The sequence below is a fragment of the Cytobacillus oceanisediminis genome (assembly GCF_007830235.1).
Lineage (GTDB): Bacteria > Bacillota > Bacilli > Bacillales > Cytobacillaceae > Cytobacillus > Cytobacillus oceanisediminis.
Genome location: NZ_VLKI01000001.1, coordinates 494,208 through 517,085 on the forward strand (window position 1 = coordinate 494,208; position 22,878 = coordinate 517,085).

A 22,878-nucleotide genomic window follows, 5' to 3' on the forward strand; every position below is an offset into this window, starting at 1 on the left:
TCAAAATCTTTCCTACCAGACATGTTTAAATGATTCAATCCAGTTATCAAGATCTTGAAACGATTGATGCCTAAGCCTGTATATTCGTTGATTAGCAACTGCTTCCACTTCAGCCAATCCAGCATTATGAAGGACTCGTAGATGTTTGGATGCAGCGGGTTGAAGAAGCTGAAGCTGCTCCGCAATGTCACCTACCGGCAAAGGTCCTTTACGTAAAAACTCTACTAACTGTTACCTAATGAGCGCTGCAAGTGCGCTCAGAATTGTTGAGATGCTCCCTTCAACTATAATATAACTAAAAAGGATTATTCATGTAAAGGAATATTCAGAATTTTTCCAATTAAATAAAACAGTAACAATCCAAATATCCTCTTTCTCAAAAGCTTACTTAAGCTGTATCGAATCAGTTTAATTTCACCCCGCAGGACCCAAATAAAAATTCTGATATACCGAAAATAAATAAGGCAATTACAATCATAATTTTCCTCCCCCATTTATCTGCTGCTCTCCCTGCAAATGGGGAAACAATTAATTGAGCAATTGCAAAAGCCGCTGTTAAATAACCAACTGAAGTTCCAGTTATGCCCAATTCATTCATCAGCGTAGGTAAGACTGGAATTACTAGACCAATTCCCAAAAACGCAATGAAAAAAATAAATCTTACATATAAGCGACTTTTTTCAGAGATGGAACGTTTAAATTTAGCTTTAGGAGATTATATTTTTGAAGAGTATATTTATGATACAGTTGTCATGAATCATAAGGAACATTTTGTCACTAAAATTATGGTACAAGCCGATCAAAAATAACCTTCAATAATTCTTCATAGATGAGCTTGGGAAGATTTAACCCAAGTTTTTTTAATTAGAGGCCAACTCTTGCTTAACTAATCTCCCCCTTTAGTTGAACAATAAAAAGGGCTGCAGCAGCCCTTTTATTAAACAAAAGCATCCGTTCATTTCGTTTAATAATACGCCCACTTTACCATTCAATGTTTTCTAAAAAAAGAAAGCATTTGATTGAAGGCATCTTCTGCTGATTTTGCATGAAAATTAGGTGAGTATGGGTCACTAAATCCGTGTTTTCCATAAAATTTATGTATCTCTATATTGCTTTTATCCAGATTTTCAATTAACTCATTGACGTTAAAGGAATGTTCTTCTTTAGGAAAGAATAAAATTGTCGGGGTTAGTGGCATAATTTCTTTGTAATTCCTGATTCTTGAACCATAATATCCCACTAGCCCGCTGAGATTTTCTTCCTTACTACACAACCAAGCAACAGTTGCCCCTACACTAAATCCAACAATATATATTTTATTGTATTTATCTTTTACACCTAATAAAATATCCTTTATTTTATGTACAGCGCCAGTGAACCCCACGTTCTCCATATAATTTTGATAGGCTATTTCTTCTTCAGAATAATCAAAAGGTTGTTCACGTTCCAGTAAGTTTGGACAGATTACATCAAAATCCTGTTCTGATAATCTTTTACAAAAATTCTCTATATGTTGATTAATTCCATAAATTTCGTGAACTACAATAACCAGGTTATCATTCTTATTTAAAATCTTAATCATTTTCCCCCCTGAAATTATTACATTAAAAAAACAGTAATATTCTATCATTTCTTATTCAACTAACCCGCATCGTTAGCAGAATAAGAAAAAAGCCACCAAAAAGGCAGCTGGATCTTCAACTCTTAGACCCGTTACTTCAAAAACCTATTATAGCGGAACATTTTCAAAATGTTCAACTATTGGAAAAGGGTCATAGAAATGATGTAGTTGTTTTTTCCATTCTTGATACTCTTTCGATTGTCTAAATCCAACCGTATGGTCTTCTAATGTTTCCCATTTAACCAACAATAAATATTTCCCCTTAACTTCCATACATCGTTGTAATTCGTGAGATATGTAACCTTTCATTGAGGAAATGAATTTTGATGCTTCACGACATGCTTCCTCATAATCCTCTTCTATACCTGGCTTAACTTGTAACATAACAGCTTCTAAAATCATGGAATATCCCCTTTAAAACAAATTTTTCTTATATTCTTATTAAACTATCCAGCCCGTTTGTTGAATAAGTTCAACAAAAAGGTGCGGCAATCCTTCTTTGATCGACGCATCCTAAAGTTTAATAACCTCTTTTCTTTTTAGACCATATTTTCTTCGTAGTGTTCACAAATAGGAGATAATTTTTTATTTTATCTGTTTAGTTCTTAAATCCCCTTTATTCTATATGCTTTATAAATGGGGAGTTGAGACGAATGAAAAATGAACAGTTTGATATCGAAACACTTAAATTAATTGGAAATAAACTTGACTATATTTACTCCATAGCTAAATGTAATTACAATGATTCCCCCGAATTAATGGATACTATTGAAAATTTAGCTCAGGTAGCAAATATGTTTGCCAAAATTAGAATTCAGGAATTAAAAGGGCATGTTGAAACAACGAGCCCTCAAGGATTCATAGTATCTAAATTAGCTAACTCATACTCTAGGATGAAAAATTATGAGAAACAAAAAGATATTGACTTTCCTACTTGGAAGCTCTAAAGCTTCTTTTTTTATTTCACATTAATCTTGGCGACTATTTAAATTCCCATGGCAGTGCACAATAGTATCAATTACGACATATAAAAGTGGGAGATTTACCTCTCTCTTTTTCAACTGACCTGCCTGCTAGGAATCCCATTGCACGCGTAAAATCATTGGGATCCATTTTACTGCAAAAGTCAAAAAGCACTTCTCGATTCTCTTTGACCCATTCATATTCTTTCCGCTCCATAGTATCTGCCCTCTTTGTATGCTACTCTTTACTTTTCCAGGAACCCTGGGCTTTTCGAATATAGATGATCTGTCCAATATGATAAGTGTTATGTGTGCACAAATTTGATAATGCACCCCACCATAGCGCATCTACAGGAAAATGCGGGATTTGTTCATGCAGTTTTGACTCCGTGGCAGCCTCAATCTCTTGTTGCCACTCGGCTAATCCTTCGTCTAATTGTTGAACAAGTTCTTGCCATTTCATTTTGGTAAAACCTTCAGCAGAAAACGTGATTGGATTTTCTACAGGAGCACTCACTTCTTTTTCTCTAAAACGTTTCAACCACCGCTCATTATAGAAGTGCAGATGCTTCGCGATCTCACCAATAGAATGAGATCCTTCATTTTGTTTCCACAATGCATCCTCTAAACTCAGTCCCTTTAATGCTGTACTTAATGGTTGAATCCAGCTATCCTCGTTACGGCATACTGCCAATTGATCTAATAAAAACTCTTTTTTACTCATTAACACATTCCCTTCTTGAATTATTTCTCACCATAATAAACTTTAACTTTCGAAAATCTATAATAACCTGACCCATCCTTATCAGCCCCTCTCATTTTTTAATGCCACATCATTAGTCTTATGCGGTACAAGCAGAACCAATGACAAAGGATATATTCTCCAATAGCCTGCAGTATCCTTCCTGAGCTAATATTATTAACAAAAAACAACCTTACGAATGGTAGGTTGATCAGTGAATTAAATAGCTTACTGTTATGGTATTTAATTCTGTATAAAAACTATACAACAAATTCGAAATGCAACAATAGTTGTCGAATATGCAGGGAAAAAGTTTTTAATAGATCCATTTTTGGCTGAAAAGGGTACTTATCCGCCCTTTCCCAATTCATTAAGACAAGATCAAAATTTAGAGATGGGAAATCAGGAATTAATGGTGCAAGGGGAAGTATACCAACCTCTTCTATTACATTTATTGCTTCCTCGTAAGTTTTTACATTATATTCCACCATTTAAAATCTCCTTTAAAAAAATATAAATTAATATTTCTACCAAACAACAGTATTTTCCTTTTTACAGGAATGCTGCCCGTTAGCGAAATAAGAAAAGCGATCCTCCATCATTGAAGTATCGCACCATTAGTTAAAAAAATCTTCATAGCATCTTAGCTGACTTCTCATTATTATAAGTTTTAGGCATATGGTTCAGTTTCAAATTCCTTTGATAATTCAAAACTGTAAAACAAAGAGAGAGTCCCCAAATCAAGAAAATAGTATACCAAACGTAGCCCCAAATTATTGAATGTACATTGGTATCATAATAGATGAAGGCCTCTGTTGATGTCACTAAAGAACCTTAAATAAAAATAACCAAGGCCCCAAAATGTTAATCCTGCTGCTGAAACCCATCCGGGAATGACCAGCAAAAGACTTGGAATTTTTTTGCCCCAAGGTCTTACAAATGATAGGCAAAACAATGCTGCTAAAACAGCCACAAAGCCCATACCCCAAAATCCAATTGCAACGGACCAAAAATTATTAGAGGCAGAAGTATATTTACCTGGAAATGCAAAATCAATACCTAATCCCCACCATAAATGTGGCGCAGCATAAAGAATGGCACACACTCCTGCTACATAACCCCAGTATGATTTTTTATTCCCAACAGTATTTTTATTATTATTCATTTGAATACCTCCACACTTAAATTTAACTTTCTCTTTGGAGTATACAAATGATGATACCAATATATTCTCGATAGGAGTTAAACTAACCCGTTAGTCAAATAAGAAAAAAAGGATTGCCGAAGCAACCCTTTGTTTAACTTAAGCGCCCGTTAGTTGAATTACACCAAAAAAAAGTGTCAATTTTAGCCACACTCTACAAAGGCACTTTAGAATGTTTATTCAAAGATAATTAGGAGAATTCGCGATTATGTGATACACTTTGTTTACCATTTGATTTACTGTTCACATGTGCCCTACTCATTCATGAGTGGGGTTCCTTGCTTTTAAGATTGCTTTTAAGATAAATAAAAAAACAGACTCTATAAAGAGCCTGCATGAGTTTGGTTTTATTAAGCTTTACGCACGTTAGCTGCTTGAGCTCCACGTTGACCTTGCTCAACATCGAAAGTCACAGCTTGACCTTCTTCTAAAGATTTGAAACCTTCGCCTTGAATAGCTGAGAAATGAACGAATACGTCTTCTCCACCTTCACGTTCGATGAATCCGAAGCCTTTTTCGCTGTTAAACCATTTTACTTTACCATTTTCCATTTTCGTTGCCTCCTAGTGTGCAAAAACACACATTGTGTTACTATCCTTGCTCTCAGTGATCATCAAGACGAAAAGTTTTACTAATACTATCCTTTACACCGAACAAAAATAATTCTTATATATATTAACATTTTTCACAAGTATTTGCAAGAAGACATAAAAGCCATCATTTTTGCCACTCATGAATTTACACATCTGGTTTTGGATTCTTTTGTTTTTCCTATTCAAGTAAAGTACCCGTTTGTTAAATAAGAAGAAATCATTTTTCAATTCTCACTAATGTTTTTTCAGGCATTTCAATACGGTCAATGTCAAAACTGTTGATGTTTAAGGTTAATTCTCCTTTTCGCTTTTCAGTTTCTTCACCCACCCAACAACTGTACAGTTCAAAAAAATCTCCTGATTTAAGATAACTGTCCATCAATTTGCATAGTAAAATTAGTTTCTCTTTCGATTCTTTACAAATGCTCTTTTTCATATATTTCGAAATTTCAATACCCCAATCACTTGAAACTTCATAAACATAAGGAGTAGTGAATTGGTATTTTTTTACATTAAGTCGATGTCCTTCATCGGAAAAATAACTCCCAATGGTAACTAAATCATCTGATTCATCGTTGATAGATAATTCTACATTAGAACCTATATAGGTAGCCAAACTCATATGCATTCACTCCTTTTCACTTCTGACTAATTTCTATAATCTTTTCAATTAACCTCCCCGTTAGTTAAAGAAAAAAAGCCGCCTTTTGGCAGCTGGATGTGAAAGTAATGCACCCGTTTGATAAGTACATTTTATTTTTAGTAATCCTTAACGTTTTAATTATCCTTTTTTTCTTCTTCTAATTCTCTTTCAATTTCTTCATCAGATACTTTAGAGTGTTTCTGGCATTTAAATTTTGTAGGTTCTGGCAGTATGTTTATTAATCATTTTGAATCATTTCTCAATGAGAAACTGTATAAATGCTTATATTTATACGTAATTGTCAAGCTGTGCTTATTATATAAACGGGCAGGTTAGTGGAATAAATAGTGAATTAATCCATTATTATCTGTATTATGTTAACTGCATAAATCAGTTGTACAGAGATAATAAAGTTGTTTAATTTGCAATTATTTTGCGGTAATGAAATTAAATATCAAAAATAAAGGAAATATCTTCTTGACAGTGGAATATTAGCCTAGAACCATCATTAACTATTCCGATGAGGAGGATTCTTGTGCGTCCACGACCATTATTTATTGAAAATCCAGAGCATGATAGGTATGTTAGTCTTGTGCCAGATGGAGATATTGAAGAAATACTTAGTAAGCAACGAACTAAGACCATTACCCTCTTAAGCAGCGTATCAGAGGAGTCAACAAGGAAGGCGTACGCACCAGGGAAATGGACTTTAAAAGAAGTGATTGGGCATATGACCGACTCGGAACGTGTGATGTCGTATCGAATGCTTGCCATTGCACGAAATGAAAGTGCACCACTCCCAGCAATGGATCAGGATCAATACGTTTCTGCGGCAAACTTCAACAAATTATCCTGGAAGCAGTTATTAGCTGGTTTAGACACGGTACGCTCCAACACGTTAAGCCTTATTTCAACCATTGATGATGCAGCGTGGGTTCGTAATGGAACTGTAATGAACAGCCCAGTTTCGATAGGTACCATTGCATATGGCATTGCCGGGCACGAGTTACACCATATGAAAGTGATTAGTGATAAATACTTATAAGTCTTTTTCTATTAATGAAAAAACCTAATTTCTCATTTAATGCTGAAAAATTAGGTTTTTTAATATTGAAACTTCCTTAACGTTGTAAATCTGTATTTTCCTGACGCTACCCCTTATAGCGAATTTACTATACTTTCAATCAGAACTAAGGAGATAATTTATGTTGGATTTAGAAAAACAAAAGAAAAAATCATTGCCTTAAATGAATCAGATGCTAAAAACCATTGAAATGATGACCGCCGCTTATTTGGAAATGGCAAAAGACGGAAAAGGTGACTTTACAAGCGATAAATGTGTAGATGAACTAATAAAGATATTAAATAATATCCCTGGACCAGATGTACTAAAAGAGATGTATAAGAAAAAGCAACAAGAGAATTAAAAAAAACTTCTTCTTCAACTAACGGGTGCTTTAATACAATAAGGAATAAAAATAAAGAGCCTAAAATATGCAAGTTTTTATACACTCCTTGCGTATTTTGGCTCTTTTTACATTCATAAAAGATACTGCCATTAATAGCATTTTTAAATTGCCAAATACACTTGCCTTTATACTTCCTCGGATAAAATCCTTATCTGTAAGTTCATTTAATGCATCAAAGGGATAACCTTTCCAACTTCTTTTCATTTCGTTTGGTAAATCATTCTCATTCCAAGAAGTTAGGTACAATAACAATAATGTAAGTTCGTTAATCGTTTTTTCCAAAATAATCAAATTCCCTTCTAAAAACTTTTATTATTATAATAGCAAGTTAAAAAAAGACCTGCTACATATCCTAAGCAGATCTTAAACTTTAGCAAGTTTAATACTTATAAAACTCATACCCCCATCCTGTTTTAGATGGGGGTAAACTAAGTTGTAAGGATGCCTTATCAATACAGGCGTTTTATTCTGCAACAATAGCGCCCGGTTCTGGAAGATCTTTCTTTAGAATTAATACCATATTGATTTTTGTGAAGGTCCTTTTTAGTTGAACAACAGATCAAATTCAATCTATTTATTCTTCTATAATTTTAATCTCGGTCGCATGTGCATTCATTGGGGCAGAGTGCCCGTATATATCAAATTTAACGGATACTTTTTGCCCGACTTTAAGAGCAGCTAAAACTTCCTTATCAATATCTTCAACACTAAAGTGGAATCCTTTTCCTTCATATTTATCATTTAATATTTTGTTTATTTCTTCCTCGCTTTTCCCTGCTATTTCTGACTTAGTGATTTCAGGGATGACCCATATTTTACCACTATCAAATATCCGTACAATATATCCTTCCTCTGAAGATATTTTTACTGATTGCTCATTATTTTGTTCATCTGATGAATCTGCATTTGTTTGGATCGTTTCTTTTACTTTTGTGGTTTGATTGTCAGTTGAACAAGCCCCAAGAAAAAGTATTGGAATGGACAATGCAAAAACCAATAATTTTGTATGCATTCAATCACTCCATTTAATTATAAAAACCTTCATTTAATCTTTATAGCTTCTTGTTAGTATCACTTGTATAGAAATTTAGATCATATCTGTCAAGCATTTCGACCAAGGGAGTAAAATAAATCGTTTGATTACAGTCATCTGTGGTGGATCCTGCAGAAAGGATTCCAATTGCTTTGAATATATTATTACCATCGTAATAAAGAACACTACCGCTATCCTCTTTACATGCAAAAGTAGGATTTGATGAATAGACTTTTATTCCTACCAATCCAGTATAAGGATGAACAGTACGTATATTTGTCACCTGTCCACAAGTATTTCCAGTTCTTATGCCACTTTTGCATACAGGCATATTAATATACGGCTCAGCAACGCCTGAAGCAAAGCAATCGCTAGTTCAACTGCCTAATTAATATCAGCAACCTTTTTTCCTTCTTCATCTATTTGGGAACTACCTCCACCGAAACTCCAACCCTTGCTTTCAACAAAATCAATAAATGCTTCTAAAAACTCATCGTGTTTTAAATCGTCTCCGTTGTTTGCATAAATACAACCCTCTATTTGAACTCCAATTGGCCTCTTCAGTTCGAATTCCTCCCAAAACTAATTAACACTGTTTTAGCATTTCTTATTACATAAACCTGCCCCTTTACTTGAATAAGAGAAGCCACCTTACTTGGCAGCTGTTCTTGAAATAAAACTCACCGTTAGATAAATAATGTATCTAAATTGATTAAACTGTTTCTGTTTTTGATAATTATACTGTTTATCTTTAGTATCTTTATATTTCTCTATATTAAGAAAACTCAAATAGCCTCCTGGAATAAACCTCTCAGTTAGTCAAAGAAACAAAGAGCCATGGCAACTCTTTGTTTGTCTTATATTTGTATAATTATTTTTACAATATTAGAAATCGATTTATTTTAAAAAATAGTCGGTACCAATCCTCCATCCATACGTATGGGGGAACCCTTAAACGCATTTGCATAAGGACTGCATACAAATGTAGCTAGTCTTCCTATTTCAATTGGTCTGATAAATCGCTGTAATTCGGATTGAGGTAAGTTTAAACTCATAAATTTCATCTCTTTTTCTGAGAAATTCATATCCTCATTGGGGTAAACGCCCTCAATTATTTGATGCACATTTTCAGAGAGTGTTGGTCCTGGCATAATCGTATTGACCGTGACTTCCGTACCTTTTGTTAATTTAGATAAGCTTTTAGACAATGATAATAGCATTGACTTTGTCATACAATATTGTGGCATTTGACCAGAAGGCATAACTGCTTCCTCACTCGCAATAAAGATTATACGGCCAAAGTTATTGTTCAACATCTTCGGTAAATAAAATTTAGATAATCCATTTGCGGCAAGAACATTAGTACGAAAGTATTTTTCCCATACATCATCGTCAACGTCCTCATATTCCATAATTTCGTAAATACCCATATTGTTAACTAAAATATCAATATTGGGGTACTTTTTAAGCAAGGCTTCTCTTTGGTCACGATCCACTATGTCTGCTGCTGCATTCCCAGGAGAGGTATTGGGAAAATCTGATTTTATTTCATTTACAATTCGTTCTACCTCTTCGTAGTTTCGTCCATTTATCAGTACATTAACACCTTCTTTGGCAAGTTCAATAGCGATTGCTTTCCCTATGCCTTTGGTGGATCCTGTAACTAAAGCCGTTTTATTGTTTAGACCCATATCCATATATTTTTCTCCTCTTCTTGTAATATAGTGTTAAATAGACAAGGTTAATGTATTAAGTTTGCCCCAATATGTTCATTACGCCAATTTGAAGGAGTATCTCCTTCCCAAAGGCGAAAGGCGCGGTAGAATGCATTTTGATCTTCATAGCCAACTAGGAATGCCACTTCTTTAATATCTATAGAAGGGCTTGATAAGTATTCTCGCGCCTGATTATGTCGGACTTGTGTCAACAGTTGATTGAACCTTGTACCTTCTTCAGTTAGGCGGCGCTGTAAGGTACGATCACTCATTCCCAGCTCGCTCGCGACAGTATGAATGTGGGGGCGCCCGGCTGTTAGGCTTCGTTTAATGATCCACTTAACCACTTCGGTTATTGAGCGGCTACGTTGTTGCTCGTACAATGATTGATCCAATACAGGAGTCAAAGCTTCCAGCAATTCTAGGTTATACGAGGCAAAATGGAGGTCCAGATCTTTTCGATGTAGCGTTAAACGGTTTCTATCTGCTCCGATTAGGATACTGCAGCCGAAGTAAGCCTCAAGCGCCTTTACGTTTCCCATTGAGTGTGAAAATTCGACGAACCTCGCCGTCAAAGGTTTACCTGTGCCTCGTCTCCCTAACTCCATAAGAAATGACAAAGTAATACCCACCAGCATTGGAGGACCAGATTCCGCGGTATGCAACCAGTCCAAATCGATATAACAGTACTCACCTTCCTCAGTGATACGTAAGCTTTCGGGAGGGCACAGTTGCTTATATCGGACCATTCGGTTTAGAGCGTCGCGGTAATCACGAGCGTGGTAGGTCGCTAAAACGGTCGGTGGATAATGCGCAGTTTCAAATACTGTTATAAGTTTGATTATTCCTTTTGCAATGTCGTCAACCAGATCGGAATAAGCCTGCCAGATCGCAAAATACTGAGCGGTCGTGACAACCTGTTCATTAATAATGGTGAGGGGCATTCGTGCTTTTCGAACCACTTCTTGTGCGGAAATCCCTGATTGTTGTAATCCAGTCCAAAATCCCGCCGGCATTTTTATCCGAGTAAGAGATGTCATAATGGGCCCTCCTTAAGCCATCTACACATTCACAAAATTTGTTTATAATTGCAGCTTGTTTAACAGAACAGATATTATATTACCACCTTAAACTCGCCCTGTGACTAGCCAATGGCGACATTTCACTTGCAAACTACGTCAAATTTAAACGGATTAATAAAAAAGGAATTGCCAAAGCAGCAATCTTTTCATCTTCCTCCTTAAAAAAGATTTGTTTATTGTTGAAGGTGCATCTCACTATGATTTATACGACCAACCAGAACCTGTTAGTCAGGCTGTAAAGAAACTGGACGCATTCTATAAAGAATCTCTATAAGCAGAAGGTTAATTTTAAAATTTATTTGTAAAGAATAAATAAAAACCGAAGCTCGTTATCATCAAGTATACAGCCGTTTTCCTAGTTATTTAGGAAAACGTTTTTTTTTGGCATGAAACTGCCTTAGTTTTGTAAATCTATTTATGCCACCAGGCCCGAATTACAAATTCCTACTTAAAATGGAATTCCATTAACTATAGGGTAAAACCTAGGCTGTTTACAATATCTGCCCCCGTTAGAAATAGAAGTTTCGCAAAAAAGCGTTAATTCATAAATAAGCGTTAATACTTCTTAGTTCAACGCAGCCGCTAGTTAGGACATAAATTTCACTCAAACGGCGAACAATATATTGAACAGTAATTTAGGGGGATAATCATGAAAAAAGTCATTTGTATTAATAACGAAGGCGTTGATTTAGAATTCAACGTAGGAGAGGAATACGAAGTTGAGAGAGAGTTTGATACTACCTATATTGTCACGAATAGACTAGGAAATAAGCATACCGTATTTAAAACTCATTTCAAATCAGTCGAGGAATCTGAGACGAAGGCCTAAATGGTGAAACCCACAGCTGAACTTTCCTTCTCATCCCCAAGCAATTCACCTTTTTCATGATGAAAAACAAAGATTTTTTTTATTAAATAAACTGTTTATTATTATTTCTTAAACAGTTACGAGTAAATTAAAGGTGTTGTTGACTCGATCCTTTATTTTTATTTTTATTTTTATTTTTCACCTCTCGGAAACCTTTTTATTTTATTGCATTAGCGTAAATGGGAGTTTATGAAAGTCGTCTAGGTAACTTAACATCCACAAAAAGTGCACAACCCCTGTGGAGTCAGTGCACTTTCTTTATTTTTATTCAACACCCGCTCCTTAAGCGGAACAAGAAAAAGACTTGCCGCAGCATGCCTTATTAAAACATAAGCACACATTAGTTTAAGTGTTTATGAGATTGCATTAACAATTTGTGTAAGTGCTTCGTTAACAGGCGTAACTGGACGACCAAGAACTTTCTCAAAATCATTGCTTTCAACTTCTAATGAACCGTTTCGAATACTCTCTTGAATTCCAACTACAATTGGAATCACAAAATCAGGTAAGCCTAAACCTTTCATGATTTCGGCGTAAGTCTCATCATTAACTTGCTGTACAGGTATTTCTTTACCTAAAACAACACCAAGTACTTTAACTAATTCTTCCTGAGTTAAAAGTGGACCAGAAAGTTCATATACTGTTTTTTCGTGACCTTCTCCAACAAGAACGGTTGCTGCTGCTTCTGCATAATCTTGTTGCAGTGCCCAACCTACTTTACCTTCTCCAGCTGAGGTTACCCATGGAGCACCTGCCAATGCACCTTTAATACTTTCAATTTCGTTTTCCAAATACCAATTGTTACGCAAGAAAGAATAAGGAATACCAGTATTAACAATGGCAGCTTCTGTCGCAACATGAGGTGGAGCCATTAAATTCTTACTTTCTGTTGCATTTGCTAAACTTGTATAAGCAATAAATTTAACTCCTGCACGTTTAGCTGCTTCCACTGCATTAGTATGCTGACGAATTCTTGTCTCATTATCACCATCAGCAGAAATAATTAATAAGCGATCAATCCCTGCAAAAGCAGTATCTAGCGTTTTTGGGTGGTCAAAATCACCATGGCGAACTTCTACACCTTGAGCACTTAGTCCTTCGGCTTTTTCTGGATTACGAACACTAACTGCCAATTGACTTGCAGGTACAGATTTCAATAATGATTCTACAACTTTTGAACCTAATTTCCCAGTTGCTCCTGTAACTAATAATTTCATTTAAATATTCCTCCATTCGGGTTTTATTGTAACCAACGCAATTACCTGTACCCATTATAGTTACAGGTAACTCCTTTGTCAACAGGTGAAAACTCATTATATTTTTTGTCCTTAATTTGCTATAATACACTTGTAATCGTTTTAATTACATATTGTAAGGAAAAATAATAAGGTTTAGATAATAGGGAAGGTGACTATAAATGTCTATCAGCAGCCGGTTCGCTGTTGGAATTCATATATTAGCTCTAATTGATTTAAATAAAGAGGGAACAAGTTCTTCGGAATTTTTGGCTTCAAGTGTAAACACGAATCCAGCCGTGATCAGAAAACTAATGGGAATGCTAAAAAAGGCAGGCTTAGTTGAGGTACACCCTGGCATTGCAGGAGCTAAAGTTGCAAAGCAATTATCAGAGATTACACTTTTGGATGTTTATAAGGCAGTTAATGTTGTACAGGATAAAGAGTTGTTTAGTGTACATGACAATCCAAATCCAGAATGTCACGTTGGCAGGAACATCCAAAATACAATTGAACCCTTATTTACAGCTGCTCAACTAGCAATGGAGAAAGTTTTAGGGAATGTAACCCTTGAGGATGTTGTTAAGGATATTGCCAATAAAGAGAAGATAAAGTGTTGATAAAAGACTTTCATGATGACTGTCTTTTATTTTTGTTAAACTAAACAGCTCCTTTAGCTCAATAACAAAAAAAATGCCACCATTGAATTTGTAGCACATTCTGGATTGTAGCTGTAAGTTTTCAAGTTTTTCTTTTTTTAATTGGTACCAATAAATCAACTTTACATTTCCCTTCTGGATCTTCAGAAGGGTTATTCATATTAAATTCAAGGTTAAATCTATCGTAATCTGCCTCATAATGGCTATTTGATGGCTAAAAGGAGTTAGTTGAACAAGGAATTTATACAATAGTAAGCGAAAAGTATTTTGAGTAATTATTTCCAGATGGAGGAAGTTAATAGTGAATATCTTAATAAAGGAATTACCTGAAACTGAAGTAGCGTTTATTAGACGTTCTGGGAGTTATTATGAACCGCAAGTACACTGGGGAAAGCTGATTAACTGGGCAATTAGCAATGGGCTATACACACCTCAGCAATCATTTATCGGAATTTCATTAGATAATCCTGATTTAGTCATGCAGCGGAAAATCAGCCTGCACTACAGAGAATGAAACTATACGGAACCGTCTATACTGGTTCTTAATCCAGCCAATCCAATCCATAGACCAATGAATTGTGTCTCACTCCATTTTTTAAACGAATGAGACGGGTTCATTTGTATTGTCTTTTTTCGAATTTAGAGAAGTTATTTTCATGTAGCTGAATAAAAATAGCCGCCTGGTTCGGCAGCTGTTTCTTGAACATAAACACCGTTACTTAAAGGAAACTAATACACAAGATTTCTAAAGAAACTTTTTACCAAGGTGTTATAGTATGCTTCGATACTATTGAGGCATCCCTATTTATTTTTTTCAACTAAACGTTTCGTAAACATTTGATTCCAATAAAGAATTAGATACAACAACGGGTAGATTGGAACCGAGAACCATATCCTCCATTCATCATATACAAAAATATTGATCTTAACTAAAATTAACTCAAAATTGATTGAAAAGACGGTCCACCAAAAGATATAAATAACCTTTTTTAAAAAACTTTTCCTATAAGGAAAAAAATTAAGAAAAATCAAATTCACTTGTGGATATAACCCCAACACTATCCATAATGTTTTAAGATCTGCTTCTCTGTCAAAATACCAATAAAGATCATATTTAAATTCTAAATATACATCTGTTAAAAGCTTGGAGGACTATTGCAAAGAGTGTTGTGGTATACATTACAATAGCTGACCTCTTTTTCGGCATAAAAAGACAATTAAATTAAATACGAAGACCGAAAAATATAGAAAAAACATTCTTAATCTCCATCCTAATATGTTAACTGTTATTATTAACACAATTATTTATTCATATCCTCTTCCACTGATGGGATTATTTTGGCTTTTGTTGCGATTTATACGGTTGGTAGGTTAAAACATCCAAATGAACATCCTGCCTCTCGTGAGTTTTTTGAAGTGGGCTATGAAGTAATTCGACAGGCTGCTAAAACTGGGCATCTAATAAAGGAATTTTCACCTAATAGAGTACTTTTCCCTGAGAAAGCGATCAAAGGAGATGGCTCCCCCATTCTCACACTAACTGTATGGAAATGCCTTCAATCTTTATATCGTTTTACCTATTCAGGCCAACATAAGCAAGCTTTACGGGACAGGAACAAGTGGTTTGGATCTCTTCAAGAGAGACAACCTAATTATGTGGTGTGGTGGACGGAGAAGGTAACGGATGTTTCTTGGAAGGAGGCTTTCAAGAGATACGACTTTTATATTCAACATGGACCAGATCCATTTGCATTTGACTTTAAGCACGCATTTGATGAATTTTGAGAGACGATCTTGCTTAAATAGCTGGGGTCCATTCTCCTGCTCTGTATAGGAAGCGGAGCATCTCCTTATTGAACAAACCTGCCCCTCGAATAACAAAAATGCCACCTTGATAATTGGCAGTACGTTCTGGAGACCTTACAGCTGGACCTTCAGCTCTACGCTATTTAAGGTGTAAGATACCAAAATTGTTGATATTTCAATAAAATATGGAATGCTACACGCTATGCGATTTGCCCCCCCATTTAATATTTCTCCCCTCGAACGAAACCCGGTAACATTTTTACAGGATTTCTTAATACAATTCTTTTAGAGGTGATAAAAAGTGCCAAGAGTACAATATACCGACAGTGACGTTGCTTTAATGGCAAGGATGATGAGGGCAGAAGCCGAAGGTGAAGGGCGACTAGGGATGCTTATGGTTGGGAATGTAATTGTCAATCGGCGAAAAGCTAATTGTCTCGATTTTGAAGGTTTAAGGACCATACCGCAAGTGATTTTTCAGGTACAAGGAGGAAATTATTCTTTCGAAGCAGTTCAGAAAGGAAATGTTTTTTATAATAGAGCAAGAAGTGTGGAAAAGAGATTAGCCAAACAAACCTTAGACTATTGGAGGGAGCATCCTTCAAAGTTTGCTCTTTGGTATTTTAATCCGTATGCTCCATGTCCGCCAACATGGTATGATCAGCCATTTTCTGGGCAATTTAAACAACATTGCTATTATGAACCAAAGGCTAATACATGTGAAAGTGCTTATAGATGGTAATAAAAAAACCCACACATTATAAATAGGATGTATCTCGTGTATCTATTTTTGTGTATTTTCCAGAAAGGTAATCACCTTATCAGAGAGTGCATTTCCCATTTTTGATTGGAAGTCTTATTCCCTTAAATGAGGAAAGGCACTTTTCTTGCTAAAGAAAAGTTGCACAAAAACGAAAAATGACCGTTTTTTCTTTTTCCGTAGCACAATTTTCTTGAATATATGAGCTTCTATTAACTGGTTTAGTTGAATAAGCTTTTTTATTACAAGTTTTCCTCTAAATGCGTAATAAGATTTATCGAATACTAAGACGTTAAAACGGAAAAATTAAGTCATACTCTCTAAAAAGGAGAAAAATCGAGATGACTCTTATTTTCCTTGGTGTATCCTACATAGTCCTCTTACTTATTATCCTTAAAATGCCTAAAAGACTAAGTTTACCAGAAGTTTATATAACGTTCCTTGTAGTCTCTTTTCACACACTTTTTGCCGATCTACTCTTCGCTGATATTTTGGATTTATATGACTTAATGAAGCAGAATGGGCCCCAATTTTCAGATTTGGCAATTCAAATAACACTACCAGTACTATTTGGAATTTTATACCTAAATTTCATGCCAAATGAGAAAGAAAAATTTATCCCCTATTTTATTTTTTGGGTTGCTTTTTCGACAGTATACGAGCAAATCTCTAGATATTTCGGTTATGTTGAATATAAGGGTTGGAAGATTTGGTTTTCCGTTCTCTTTTATATTTACGCATGTGCATTTATGCGATGGCATTATAGGTTCATCAGGAATGGGATAAATAAAGAATAATGGATTTGCCATGTCGTATTTGGTGTCTACTCCATCATGAATTGTTCATTAATACATATTAATTTGTTAAAAAGGTACACCCTAGAATCATCAAACAAAAAGGAGCCTTATTACCGGTTTATTTTAAACATAATATATATTGAATACCCCATTCTAACTTAAGGTTGCTGACCTTCATCAGCAACCCTATTTTGCCTGGATTTTATTCGAACTACAACATTAAGACTTGTAGAAATTTGTAACATTTTTATACCTTTTGTCGAATGCGTTTATCCTCTGCTTTTTTTGTCGATAAGTTAATAGGAAAATTTTATGCTACTGCAATGCGATAAAGGAGAAGAAATGTTTAATGAACAGGACTATTGATTCCGATAAAGTCTTGGATGAAATTTTAAGGCTTAGAAAAAAAATGATTACCTCAGGAATTCAGAAAGGATTAACTCATGCAGAAACAATTAAGCACAGCAAAGAATTGGATAAGTTAATTTACAAAGTATTAAGTGAGAAATCATAATTTTTTTATTCTATTTTCACTTGCTCTAAATTTCTTTGCCTTTATTAATACCATTCTCTATTCAACTTTCTAGATGTTCTTAATTCAAAATGAAAAAGTGTGTTCATTTTAAAATCCAGGTTTAAGGCTGGATTTTTTCCTTTTCTATGTCACAGTTTGTGTCAATACAAAATAATAGTTGGTGGGTTCTCTCCAGCTAACATACATAGCAAAACTACAAATATAGAATGAATTCTAGTGAATAGAAAGCTAATTACTCCACTCCACAATTAGTTTGACCCTATTTATTCGTAAGCATTCTTGACAATTGCGTGATCTTATATCCTTAAAAGTAAATGATGCTTTCTATAACAGCTAACCTTCTCTCTCTAGGTTACAACTTTTCCCAGGGTGATTTTTTATTTCTCCTCGAGGTGGTGTTTCCTTCCCTAAGCCTTATACTGCCCTGTCATTTCAGACAGTGAATTAGCCAGCAAATTCAACTTGATTCCAATCTCGTTGGTATTTTCCATTTGTTTCGATTGAATAACACTGGAAGCAAGCATTTCTTCCGCACTGGCCAATGTTTCTTGGGAAACGGAAGAAAACTGATCTGCACCTTGTTCTAGATGAGGCAGCAATTGCTCCAGGTTTTCCAATTCAGACTGCATGGATTGGAGCTTACCGCTGACAACTGAAATCTCATTCATCAGCTCATCAAATGTATGTTTAGACTCACTTGCCATTACTAGATTTTCCTTTATTTTTATATAGATTTGATTAAACTCTTCCGAAGCATTTACCGTTATACTCTCCATATTTCTAATCGCATGAGTTATTTCCTCTGCAGCAGATGCTGACTGTTCAGCCAGATTCCGGACTTCACCAGCTACAACAGCAAATCCTTTGCCGGCTTCCCCCGCACGGGCAGCCTCAATGGAAGCATTTAAAGATAGCAGCTTGGTTTGCTCTGCAATCCCTTTTACCAAACCTACAAGATGATTAATCGATAGTGAATGATCTTTTACTTGGCGAATGGTAATGGTGAGTTTTTCAAAATCTGCGCCAAATGACTGAATGGCTGTAATTAACTTGCCCATATTGCTCTCACCGCTCTTTGCAGACATATTCATAGCGGCAGAACTGCTATTGACACTGTCCATATTTAAAAACATCTCTTCAAGTTTATGCTTCATTTCTTTAAAGCTTGTCACGCTATTTTCTGAACTCGCTGCCGTCTGTTCTGCCCCCATTTTCACAAGATTGATCGCCGACACAAGCTGCTGGCTGCTTGAAAGGGAACTCAAGGAGGAATCTTCCAGTTCATTTCCTGTATGCTTCAGCTCTTTGGTTGTCTCCGTTAGCTCGCCAAGAATTTTCCTCATTTGTTCAATCATACTATTGTAACTCTTGTGCAAGGAGGTAATTTCGGGAATCGTCGTATGAATCTCGGATGAATTTTGCAGATTGCCATCCCTGACTTCCTTCATTGTATTCCTTAACTGGTTAAGAGGCTTCGTTATTTTTCTGACAAACAGGATAATAATGACAGTAGCAGCAATTAGGCTGACAGCAATGGCTGCCATTATAAAATAACCAATAGCACGAACATCACCCATGTACGACTTTGTCGGTATTAAGAGCACATAAATTCCCGAGATTTCTTCCATCTCCTGAAATGCCACTGTGTACTCCGTTCCATCCATCTGTTCATGTATGACACCATCTTTCATTTTTGTGATTTTATTGACTATATCCTCCGGAAAAGTCGCTGCGGAATTTTTGCTCACTTTGAAAGGAGCAATCTCCTTTTCAGTGATATAGAAAAAATCGGACGAAATCCCATCTGACAGAAGCTTTTTTTGCTGTGAACGAACACTTGCTTCAAGCTGCTGCATAAAGTAATTCTCATCACTGATGTAAACAAATTTTAGATTTTCTGCGATATATCCCATCAATTCTGCTTCTCTCACCAGCCGATTCTCTATTGTTTCCAATGCCATTTCTTTTGTTTTTATGTATGAACTGGATCCTAAAGCTGCAATCGTGAAAAGCAGTAAAGAGAAAAATAATACAAATAACCTTGTACCAAGGTTCAGTCTATGACTATATTTGTTCATAACCTTTTTTATAGAAATAAAACCATTTAACCCATTACCCAAATTCAAAACCTCCAACTTATCATACTATTGACCTATATTAGGCATTATACAGATAGAATGTAAAGTGGATGTAAAGATTTCATAAAGAGTAAATTACTTCTAATTTGGATCCTGATAAACATAAAAAATGAAGTGTGCCAATTCACACGTCATTTCTTACGCCATTTTTAAAGAAAGCACCGAAAACGGAACCCTTAAGAAAATCTGCTAAAGCCTTTCTTAATTACAAAGTCCCGTTACCAGTTCGATTCTTCCTTCTCCGGATTCCTCTGCTATCAAGGCATCACTAAGGATGTCCGAAATCACTTTCTTCTTAAAACCCACTCATCCGTTTAAAAATACTCCTTCGTGCGTCTACTTTTTATCCTTGTCCTTCTTACTGACAGCATAATTCCGATTCTTTTCTTTTACAAAATGAACCCCGCTCCCTCTCTCCAGATCATAGCGTAAGAAAATTTTTTCGGCTGGAAATATTGTCACAAAAATTTCTTTTTTAAACTGCTATTCCACATCTATCACTATATGCAGCAGCAAATTAGTAGTCCGTTTAAGGTTTATAAAAAGACCAGGCACATCTGCACCTGATCCTAAGTAGAAATTTATATGGTTTCTTACCTACGCCGCCTTTAATTTATTTTTAATTCTTATAGCAAAGAGTTCAAGGATGATGGCAACAGCAAGGATAAAGTAGGTAATCGCACCGATTTCCCTCATATCCAGATAGAAGCTGCTTGCCATAAACATATCATATCCGATTCCCCCTGCTCCTGCGGCTGCTCCCATGGCAACAGCTACCGCAAAGTTGATCTCAAAGCGCAGGAATGTCCAGGAGATCATGTAGGTGATGGAGGATGGAATGACTGCTTGGAAAACAATTTGCCACCAGTTTGCTCCGCTTGCCTGCAGCGCTTCGATGACTCCCCTATCCAGTTCTTCAAATGACTCGGAATAGGCCTTAATCAAGTACCCAATGGAGTGAAAGGTCATGCCGATTACAGCTGCAGTACTTCCAAGGCCGGCAGCGACCGCGAAGATGAGAACCCAAAGGACGGTCGGCACCGCTCTTATGAAAGCGACCATTCCCTTAATGATCATCGAAACCCGCTTCGAAGACAGGTTTTCAGCAGCCAGCAAACCAAAAAAGACAGCAACGACTGCTCCAAACAAGGTAGTCAAAAAGGCAAGTCCCAGTGTTACTAAGACTTGATAAAGGGCATGGCCAAAGGAAAAATGCTCTAAATGGGGCTCAAGGAATATGACTTTCAGATTGGCGAATGTCGCTATGAGCGCTTCTGTCATATCAAATTCCTTATAATCAAAGCTGTAAAAAGCATATACCGTAAGCAAAGACAGGACCGTAAGCGTCAGCCCTATTACAATGGCCGCTTTATTGGCAGGCTTAATTTTTATCCTTTCCTCAAGTAAATGTTCAGCTGGTGCTGAAACATTATTAAGCTGTCCTTTCACCTCCATTACAAAATCACCCTCCTTACATAATTGGATACATACTCAATGCATAGTATGGCGGCGATGATCACAACCACGACCAAACTCGCGATATCATAATTCAGGCTTTTATAGTACAAGTTGAACGTAAAGCCAATTCCAGAGCCGGTCAGTAAACCAATTAAAGTCGCGCTGCGGATATTCGTTTCAATCATGAACAGGATCCAACTGATTAATGGCGAAATGCATGAAGGAATGACCGATTGAAAGATGATGGAAAAGTAACCCGCTCCCGTGGCTTTTAAGGCTTCCACTGATCCTCCGCTTACCTCGTCAATTGTTTCCGTAAAGGCCCTTGTCAAAAATCCGAATGACCCAAAGAATAAAGCAAAATACCCTGTTAACGAGCTTTGCCCAAAGGAAAAAAGCAAAATCAGCGCCCATGCTGCAACATCGATATTCCTGAATACTGCGGCAATTCCTCTTGTGATGGCGCCAAAAAAGGCATTGACCCTCGTTGTATTGGAACCAAGAATCGCAAACAAGAGGGCGAAAACAGCCGCAACCGTCGTGGCTGCAATGGACACGAGGAGTGTTTCCTGCAGTTTTTCAAGAATTGCTGGAAGCTTCTCCAGTGATTCAGCCGTTGGATAAAAGTTTGCGAGTCCCCATTGGACAGCCTTGGGGACGGATGTGATACCTTTTACAGCATTGTAGTCCGTCATAATCATGGCAAGGAATGTAACGGATCCAAGCAGGACAAGGAAGACGAGTGTGTTTCGCTGCTTTTTTGCAAAGATATCAGCCTGCATGGATGCCTCCAATGTCAAAGATTAACTCATCCGCTTCAGAGCCATAAATGCGCTGAATGTCTTCAGGAGTCATATTTTCTGCGGGTCCATTATAAACGACCTGTCCGCTGTTAATGCCGATGATTCGATCCGAATACTTGATAGCCACATCTACCTGATGAAGATTTACAATCACGGTAATGCCCATGGTCGTTGAAATCTTCTTCAAGTGGTCCATGATGACCTTAGCTGAATTGGGGTCCAGTGATGCAATCGGTTCATCGCATAAAAGCATCCGCGGATTTTGGATAAGGGCGCGGGCAATGCCTACTCGCTGCTTTTGCCCGCCGCTTAATTGGTCTGCACGCTTATAGATCATTTCCTTCAACCCAAGCACGTTGAGAATCCTGACTGCCTGCTGTTTTTCCTCCTGGCTGTATAGCCCAAGCACCCCGGCCATTGTTGACTTTGTTCCCAATTTGCCGTGAAGGGTATTTTCAATGACAGATAAACGATTCACCAAATTGTAATGCTGAAAGATCATGCCGATTTTCGTTCGCACCTGTTTTAATTCTTTCTTCTTCAGGTTCAAAACACTTTTATCCTGAAAGCGAATTTCCCCGCCGGTTGCATCGATCATGCGATTAATGCAGCGGAGAAGAGTGGATTTCCCTGCTCCAGAAGGGCCGATAATCGTGACAAACTCTCCCTCCTGGACCGAGAAATTCACATCCGACAATGCTTTTGAATGCTTTCCAAATTGCTTTGTCAGTTGATTAACTTCCAATAATGCCATG

The 22,878-nt window shown here is 36.4% G+C and carries 25 protein-coding genes and 7 pseudogenes; 13 read left to right on the forward strand and 19 right to left on the reverse strand.

Annotated elements, in window-relative coordinates; all coding sequences use genetic code 11:
* Nucleotides 1-12: 12 nt before the first annotated feature.
* Together IQ19_RS02325 and IQ19_RS02330 are read right to left on the reverse strand one after the other, a co-directional pair.
* Nucleotides 13-201, reverse strand: coding sequence for an ArsR/SmtB family transcription factor (locus IQ19_RS02325; RefSeq protein WP_338422617.1), 189 nt, complete (start codon nt 199-201; stop codon nt 13-15).
* A gap of 226 nt (nt 202-427) precedes the next feature.
* Nucleotides 428-688 (reverse strand): annotated as a pseudogene (locus IQ19_RS02330) (MFS transporter); the annotation flags it as partial.
* Here IQ19_RS02330 and IQ19_RS02335 point away from each other — a divergent pair.
* A pseudogene (locus IQ19_RS02335) lies at nt 648-809 on the forward strand (MerR family transcriptional regulator); the annotation flags it as partial. The pseudogenes IQ19_RS02330 and IQ19_RS02335 overlap by 41 nt on opposite strands.
* A 179-nt stretch (nt 810-988) precedes the next feature.
* Here the strand turns inward: IQ19_RS02335 and IQ19_RS02340 are convergent.
* On the reverse strand, nt 989-1,582 hold the full coding sequence (locus IQ19_RS02340; protein WP_144539482.1) for a dienelactone hydrolase family protein: 594 nt from the start codon (nt 1,580-1,582) through the stop codon (nt 989-991).
* Between the two features lie 147 nt (nt 1,583-1,729).
* Nucleotides 1,730-2,023: an antibiotic biosynthesis monooxygenase family protein gene (locus IQ19_RS02345; protein WP_144539484.1), complete on the reverse strand. Its 294-nt coding sequence runs from the start codon at nt 2,021-2,023 to the stop codon at nt 1,730-1,732.
* 251 nt (nt 2,024-2,274) lie between these two features.
* Between IQ19_RS02345 and IQ19_RS02350 the strand changes: the two genes are divergently transcribed.
* Nucleotides 2,275-2,568, forward strand: a complete 294-nt coding sequence (locus IQ19_RS02350) for a hypothetical protein (RefSeq protein WP_144539486.1) — start codon at nt 2,275-2,277, stop codon at nt 2,566-2,568.
* A 253-nt stretch (nt 2,569-2,821) separates the two neighbouring features.
* On the opposite strand, the gene IQ19_RS02360 is transcribed toward IQ19_RS02350, so the two are convergent.
* Nucleotides 2,822-3,307, reverse strand: coding sequence for a DinB family protein (locus tag IQ19_RS02360; protein WP_144539488.1), 486 nt, complete (start codon nt 3,305-3,307; stop codon nt 2,822-2,824).
* A 280-nt stretch (nt 3,308-3,587) separates the two neighbouring features.
* Here IQ19_RS02360 and IQ19_RS28340 point away from each other — a divergent pair.
* A pseudogene (locus tag IQ19_RS28340) lies at nt 3,588-3,713 on the forward strand (MBL fold metallo-hydrolase); the annotation flags it as partial.
* Between the two features lie 28 nt (nt 3,714-3,741).
* Here IQ19_RS28340 and IQ19_RS29225 read toward each other — a convergent pair.
* The 4 genes and pseudogenes from IQ19_RS29225 to IQ19_RS02380 form a co-directional block, all read right to left on the reverse strand.
* A pseudogene (locus IQ19_RS29225) lies at nt 3,742-3,816 on the reverse strand (AlkZ-related protein); the annotation flags it as partial.
* Nucleotides 3,817-4,118: 302 nt separating this feature from the next.
* The gene (locus tag IQ19_RS02370) at nt 4,119-4,490 is read right to left on the reverse strand and encodes a DUF3995 domain-containing protein (RefSeq protein WP_144539490.1); all 372 of its coding nucleotides are present in this window, start codon (nt 4,488-4,490) and stop codon (nt 4,119-4,121) included.
* Between the two features lie 389 nt (nt 4,491-4,879).
* Nucleotides 4,880-5,080, reverse strand: coding sequence for a cold-shock protein (locus IQ19_RS02375; protein WP_028401851.1), 201 nt, complete (start codon nt 5,078-5,080; stop codon nt 4,880-4,882).
* A gap of 259 nt (nt 5,081-5,339) precedes the next feature.
* On the reverse strand, nt 5,340-5,744 hold the full coding sequence (locus IQ19_RS02380; protein WP_144539492.1) for a hypothetical protein: 405 nt from the start codon (nt 5,742-5,744) through the stop codon (nt 5,340-5,342).
* 556 nt (nt 5,745-6,300) lie between these two features.
* On the opposite strand from IQ19_RS02380, the gene IQ19_RS02385 reads away from it, so the two are divergent.
* The gene (locus IQ19_RS02385; RefSeq protein WP_144539494.1) at nt 6,301-6,810 is read left to right on the forward strand and encodes a DinB family protein; all 510 of its coding nucleotides are present in this window, start codon (nt 6,301-6,303) and stop codon (nt 6,808-6,810) included.
* Between the two features lie 202 nt (nt 6,811-7,012).
* On the forward strand, nt 7,013-7,192 hold the full coding sequence (locus IQ19_RS02390) for a hypothetical protein (protein ID WP_199749356.1): 180 nt from the start codon (nt 7,013-7,015) through the stop codon (nt 7,190-7,192).
* A gap of 60 nt (nt 7,193-7,252) precedes the next feature.
* Here IQ19_RS02390 and IQ19_RS02395 read toward each other — a convergent pair whose 3' ends face one another.
* The 4 genes from IQ19_RS02395 to IQ19_RS02415 all read right to left on the reverse strand — a co-directional run bounded on the left by IQ19_RS02395 (nt 7,253) and on the right by IQ19_RS02415 (nt 11,022).
* The gene (locus tag IQ19_RS02395) at nt 7,253-7,516 is read right to left on the reverse strand and encodes a DUF6429 family protein (protein ID WP_144539495.1); all 264 of its coding nucleotides are present in this window, start codon (nt 7,514-7,516) and stop codon (nt 7,253-7,255) included.
* 292 nt (nt 7,517-7,808) lie between these two features.
* Nucleotides 7,809-8,246, reverse strand: coding sequence for a DUF3221 domain-containing protein (locus tag IQ19_RS02400; RefSeq protein WP_144539497.1), 438 nt, complete (start codon nt 8,244-8,246; stop codon nt 7,809-7,811).
* Between the two features lie 923 nt (nt 8,247-9,169).
* Nucleotides 9,170-9,964, reverse strand: coding sequence for an SDR family NAD(P)-dependent oxidoreductase (locus tag IQ19_RS02410; RefSeq protein WP_144539499.1), 795 nt, complete (start codon nt 9,962-9,964; stop codon nt 9,170-9,172).
* 44 nt (nt 9,965-10,008) lie between these two features.
* The gene (locus IQ19_RS02415) at nt 10,009-11,022 is read right to left on the reverse strand and encodes a helix-turn-helix transcriptional regulator (RefSeq protein WP_144539501.1); all 1,014 of its coding nucleotides are present in this window, start codon (nt 11,020-11,022) and stop codon (nt 10,009-10,011) included.
* 202 nt (nt 11,023-11,224) lie between these two features.
* Between IQ19_RS02415 and IQ19_RS28345 the strand changes: the two are divergent.
* Both IQ19_RS28345 and IQ19_RS02425 read left to right on the forward strand, forming a co-directional pair.
* Nucleotides 11,225-11,338, forward strand: a pseudogene (locus tag IQ19_RS28345) (alpha/beta hydrolase); the annotation flags it as partial.
* Between the two features lie 375 nt (nt 11,339-11,713).
* Entirely contained in the window at nt 11,714-11,893 is a 180-nt protein-coding gene (locus IQ19_RS02425; protein ID WP_144539503.1) for a DUF7244 family protein, read from the forward strand.
* Between the two features lie 392 nt (nt 11,894-12,285).
* Here the strand turns inward: IQ19_RS02425 and IQ19_RS02430 are convergent, their stop codons facing one another.
* Nucleotides 12,286-13,149, reverse strand: coding sequence for an SDR family oxidoreductase (locus tag IQ19_RS02430; protein WP_144539506.1), 864 nt, complete (start codon nt 13,147-13,149; stop codon nt 12,286-12,288).
* Between the two features lie 200 nt (nt 13,150-13,349).
* On the opposite strand from IQ19_RS02430, the gene IQ19_RS02435 reads away from it, so the two are divergent.
* The gene (locus tag IQ19_RS02435) at nt 13,350-13,787 is read left to right on the forward strand and encodes an Rrf2 family transcriptional regulator (protein ID WP_144539508.1); all 438 of its coding nucleotides are present in this window, start codon (nt 13,350-13,352) and stop codon (nt 13,785-13,787) included.
* Nucleotides 13,788-14,127: 340 nt separating this feature from the next.
* A pseudogene (locus IQ19_RS02445) lies at nt 14,128-14,304 on the forward strand (GyrI-like domain-containing protein); the annotation flags it as partial.
* Between the two features lie 323 nt (nt 14,305-14,627).
* Here the strand turns inward: IQ19_RS02445 and IQ19_RS29230 are convergent.
* Nucleotides 14,628-14,951 (reverse strand): annotated as a pseudogene (locus IQ19_RS29230) (CBO0543 family protein); the annotation flags it as partial.
* Nucleotides 14,952-15,164: 213 nt separating this feature from the next.
* On the opposite strand from IQ19_RS29230, the gene IQ19_RS02450 reads away from it, so the two are divergent.
* The 4 genes from IQ19_RS02450 to IQ19_RS02465 all read left to right on the forward strand — a co-directional run bounded on the left by IQ19_RS02450 (nt 15,165) and on the right by IQ19_RS02465 (nt 17,703).
* On the forward strand, nt 15,165-15,611 hold the full coding sequence (locus tag IQ19_RS02450; RefSeq protein ID WP_144539511.1) for a DUF3291 domain-containing protein: 447 nt from the start codon (nt 15,165-15,167) through the stop codon (nt 15,609-15,611).
* 322 nt (nt 15,612-15,933) lie between these two features.
* A complete protein-coding gene (locus IQ19_RS02455) occupies nt 15,934-16,374 on the forward strand; it encodes a cell wall hydrolase (RefSeq protein ID WP_144539513.1) in 441 nt (146 codons plus the stop codon).
* A gap of 359 nt (nt 16,375-16,733) precedes the next feature.
* Entirely contained in the window at nt 16,734-17,189 is a 456-nt protein-coding gene (locus IQ19_RS02460) for a hypothetical protein (RefSeq protein ID WP_144539515.1), read from the forward strand.
* A gap of 349 nt (nt 17,190-17,538) precedes the next feature.
* On the forward strand, nt 17,539-17,703 hold the full coding sequence (locus IQ19_RS02465; protein WP_144539517.1) for an aspartyl-phosphate phosphatase Spo0E family protein: 165 nt from the start codon (nt 17,539-17,541) through the stop codon (nt 17,701-17,703).
* A gap of 428 nt (nt 17,704-18,131) precedes the next feature.
* On the opposite strand, the gene IQ19_RS02470 is transcribed toward IQ19_RS02465, so the two are convergent.
* From IQ19_RS02470 to phnC, 4 genes are all read right to left on the reverse strand, one after another.
* Nucleotides 18,132-19,844: a methyl-accepting chemotaxis protein gene (locus tag IQ19_RS02470; protein ID WP_338422619.1), complete on the reverse strand. Its 1,713-nt coding sequence runs from the start codon at nt 19,842-19,844 to the stop codon at nt 18,132-18,134.
* 615 nt (nt 19,845-20,459) lie between these two features.
* Complete coding sequence (locus IQ19_RS02475) at nt 20,460-21,317, reverse strand: PhnE/PtxC family ABC transporter permease (protein WP_144539519.1); 858 nt, start codon at nt 21,315-21,317, stop codon at nt 20,460-20,462.
* The gene (locus IQ19_RS02480) at nt 21,317-22,102 is read right to left on the reverse strand and encodes a PhnE/PtxC family ABC transporter permease (protein ID WP_144539521.1); all 786 of its coding nucleotides are present in this window, start codon (nt 22,100-22,102) and stop codon (nt 21,317-21,319) included. Before IQ19_RS02480 ends, IQ19_RS02475 begins: the two co-directional genes overlap by 1 nt.
* Nucleotides 22,092-22,877, reverse strand: coding sequence for a phosphonate ABC transporter ATP-binding protein (phnC, locus tag IQ19_RS02485; RefSeq protein WP_144539523.1), 786 nt, complete (start codon nt 22,875-22,877; stop codon nt 22,092-22,094). The genes IQ19_RS02480 and phnC overlap by 11 nt, the downstream gene beginning before the upstream one ends.
* Nucleotide 22,878: the final 1 nt, after the last annotated feature.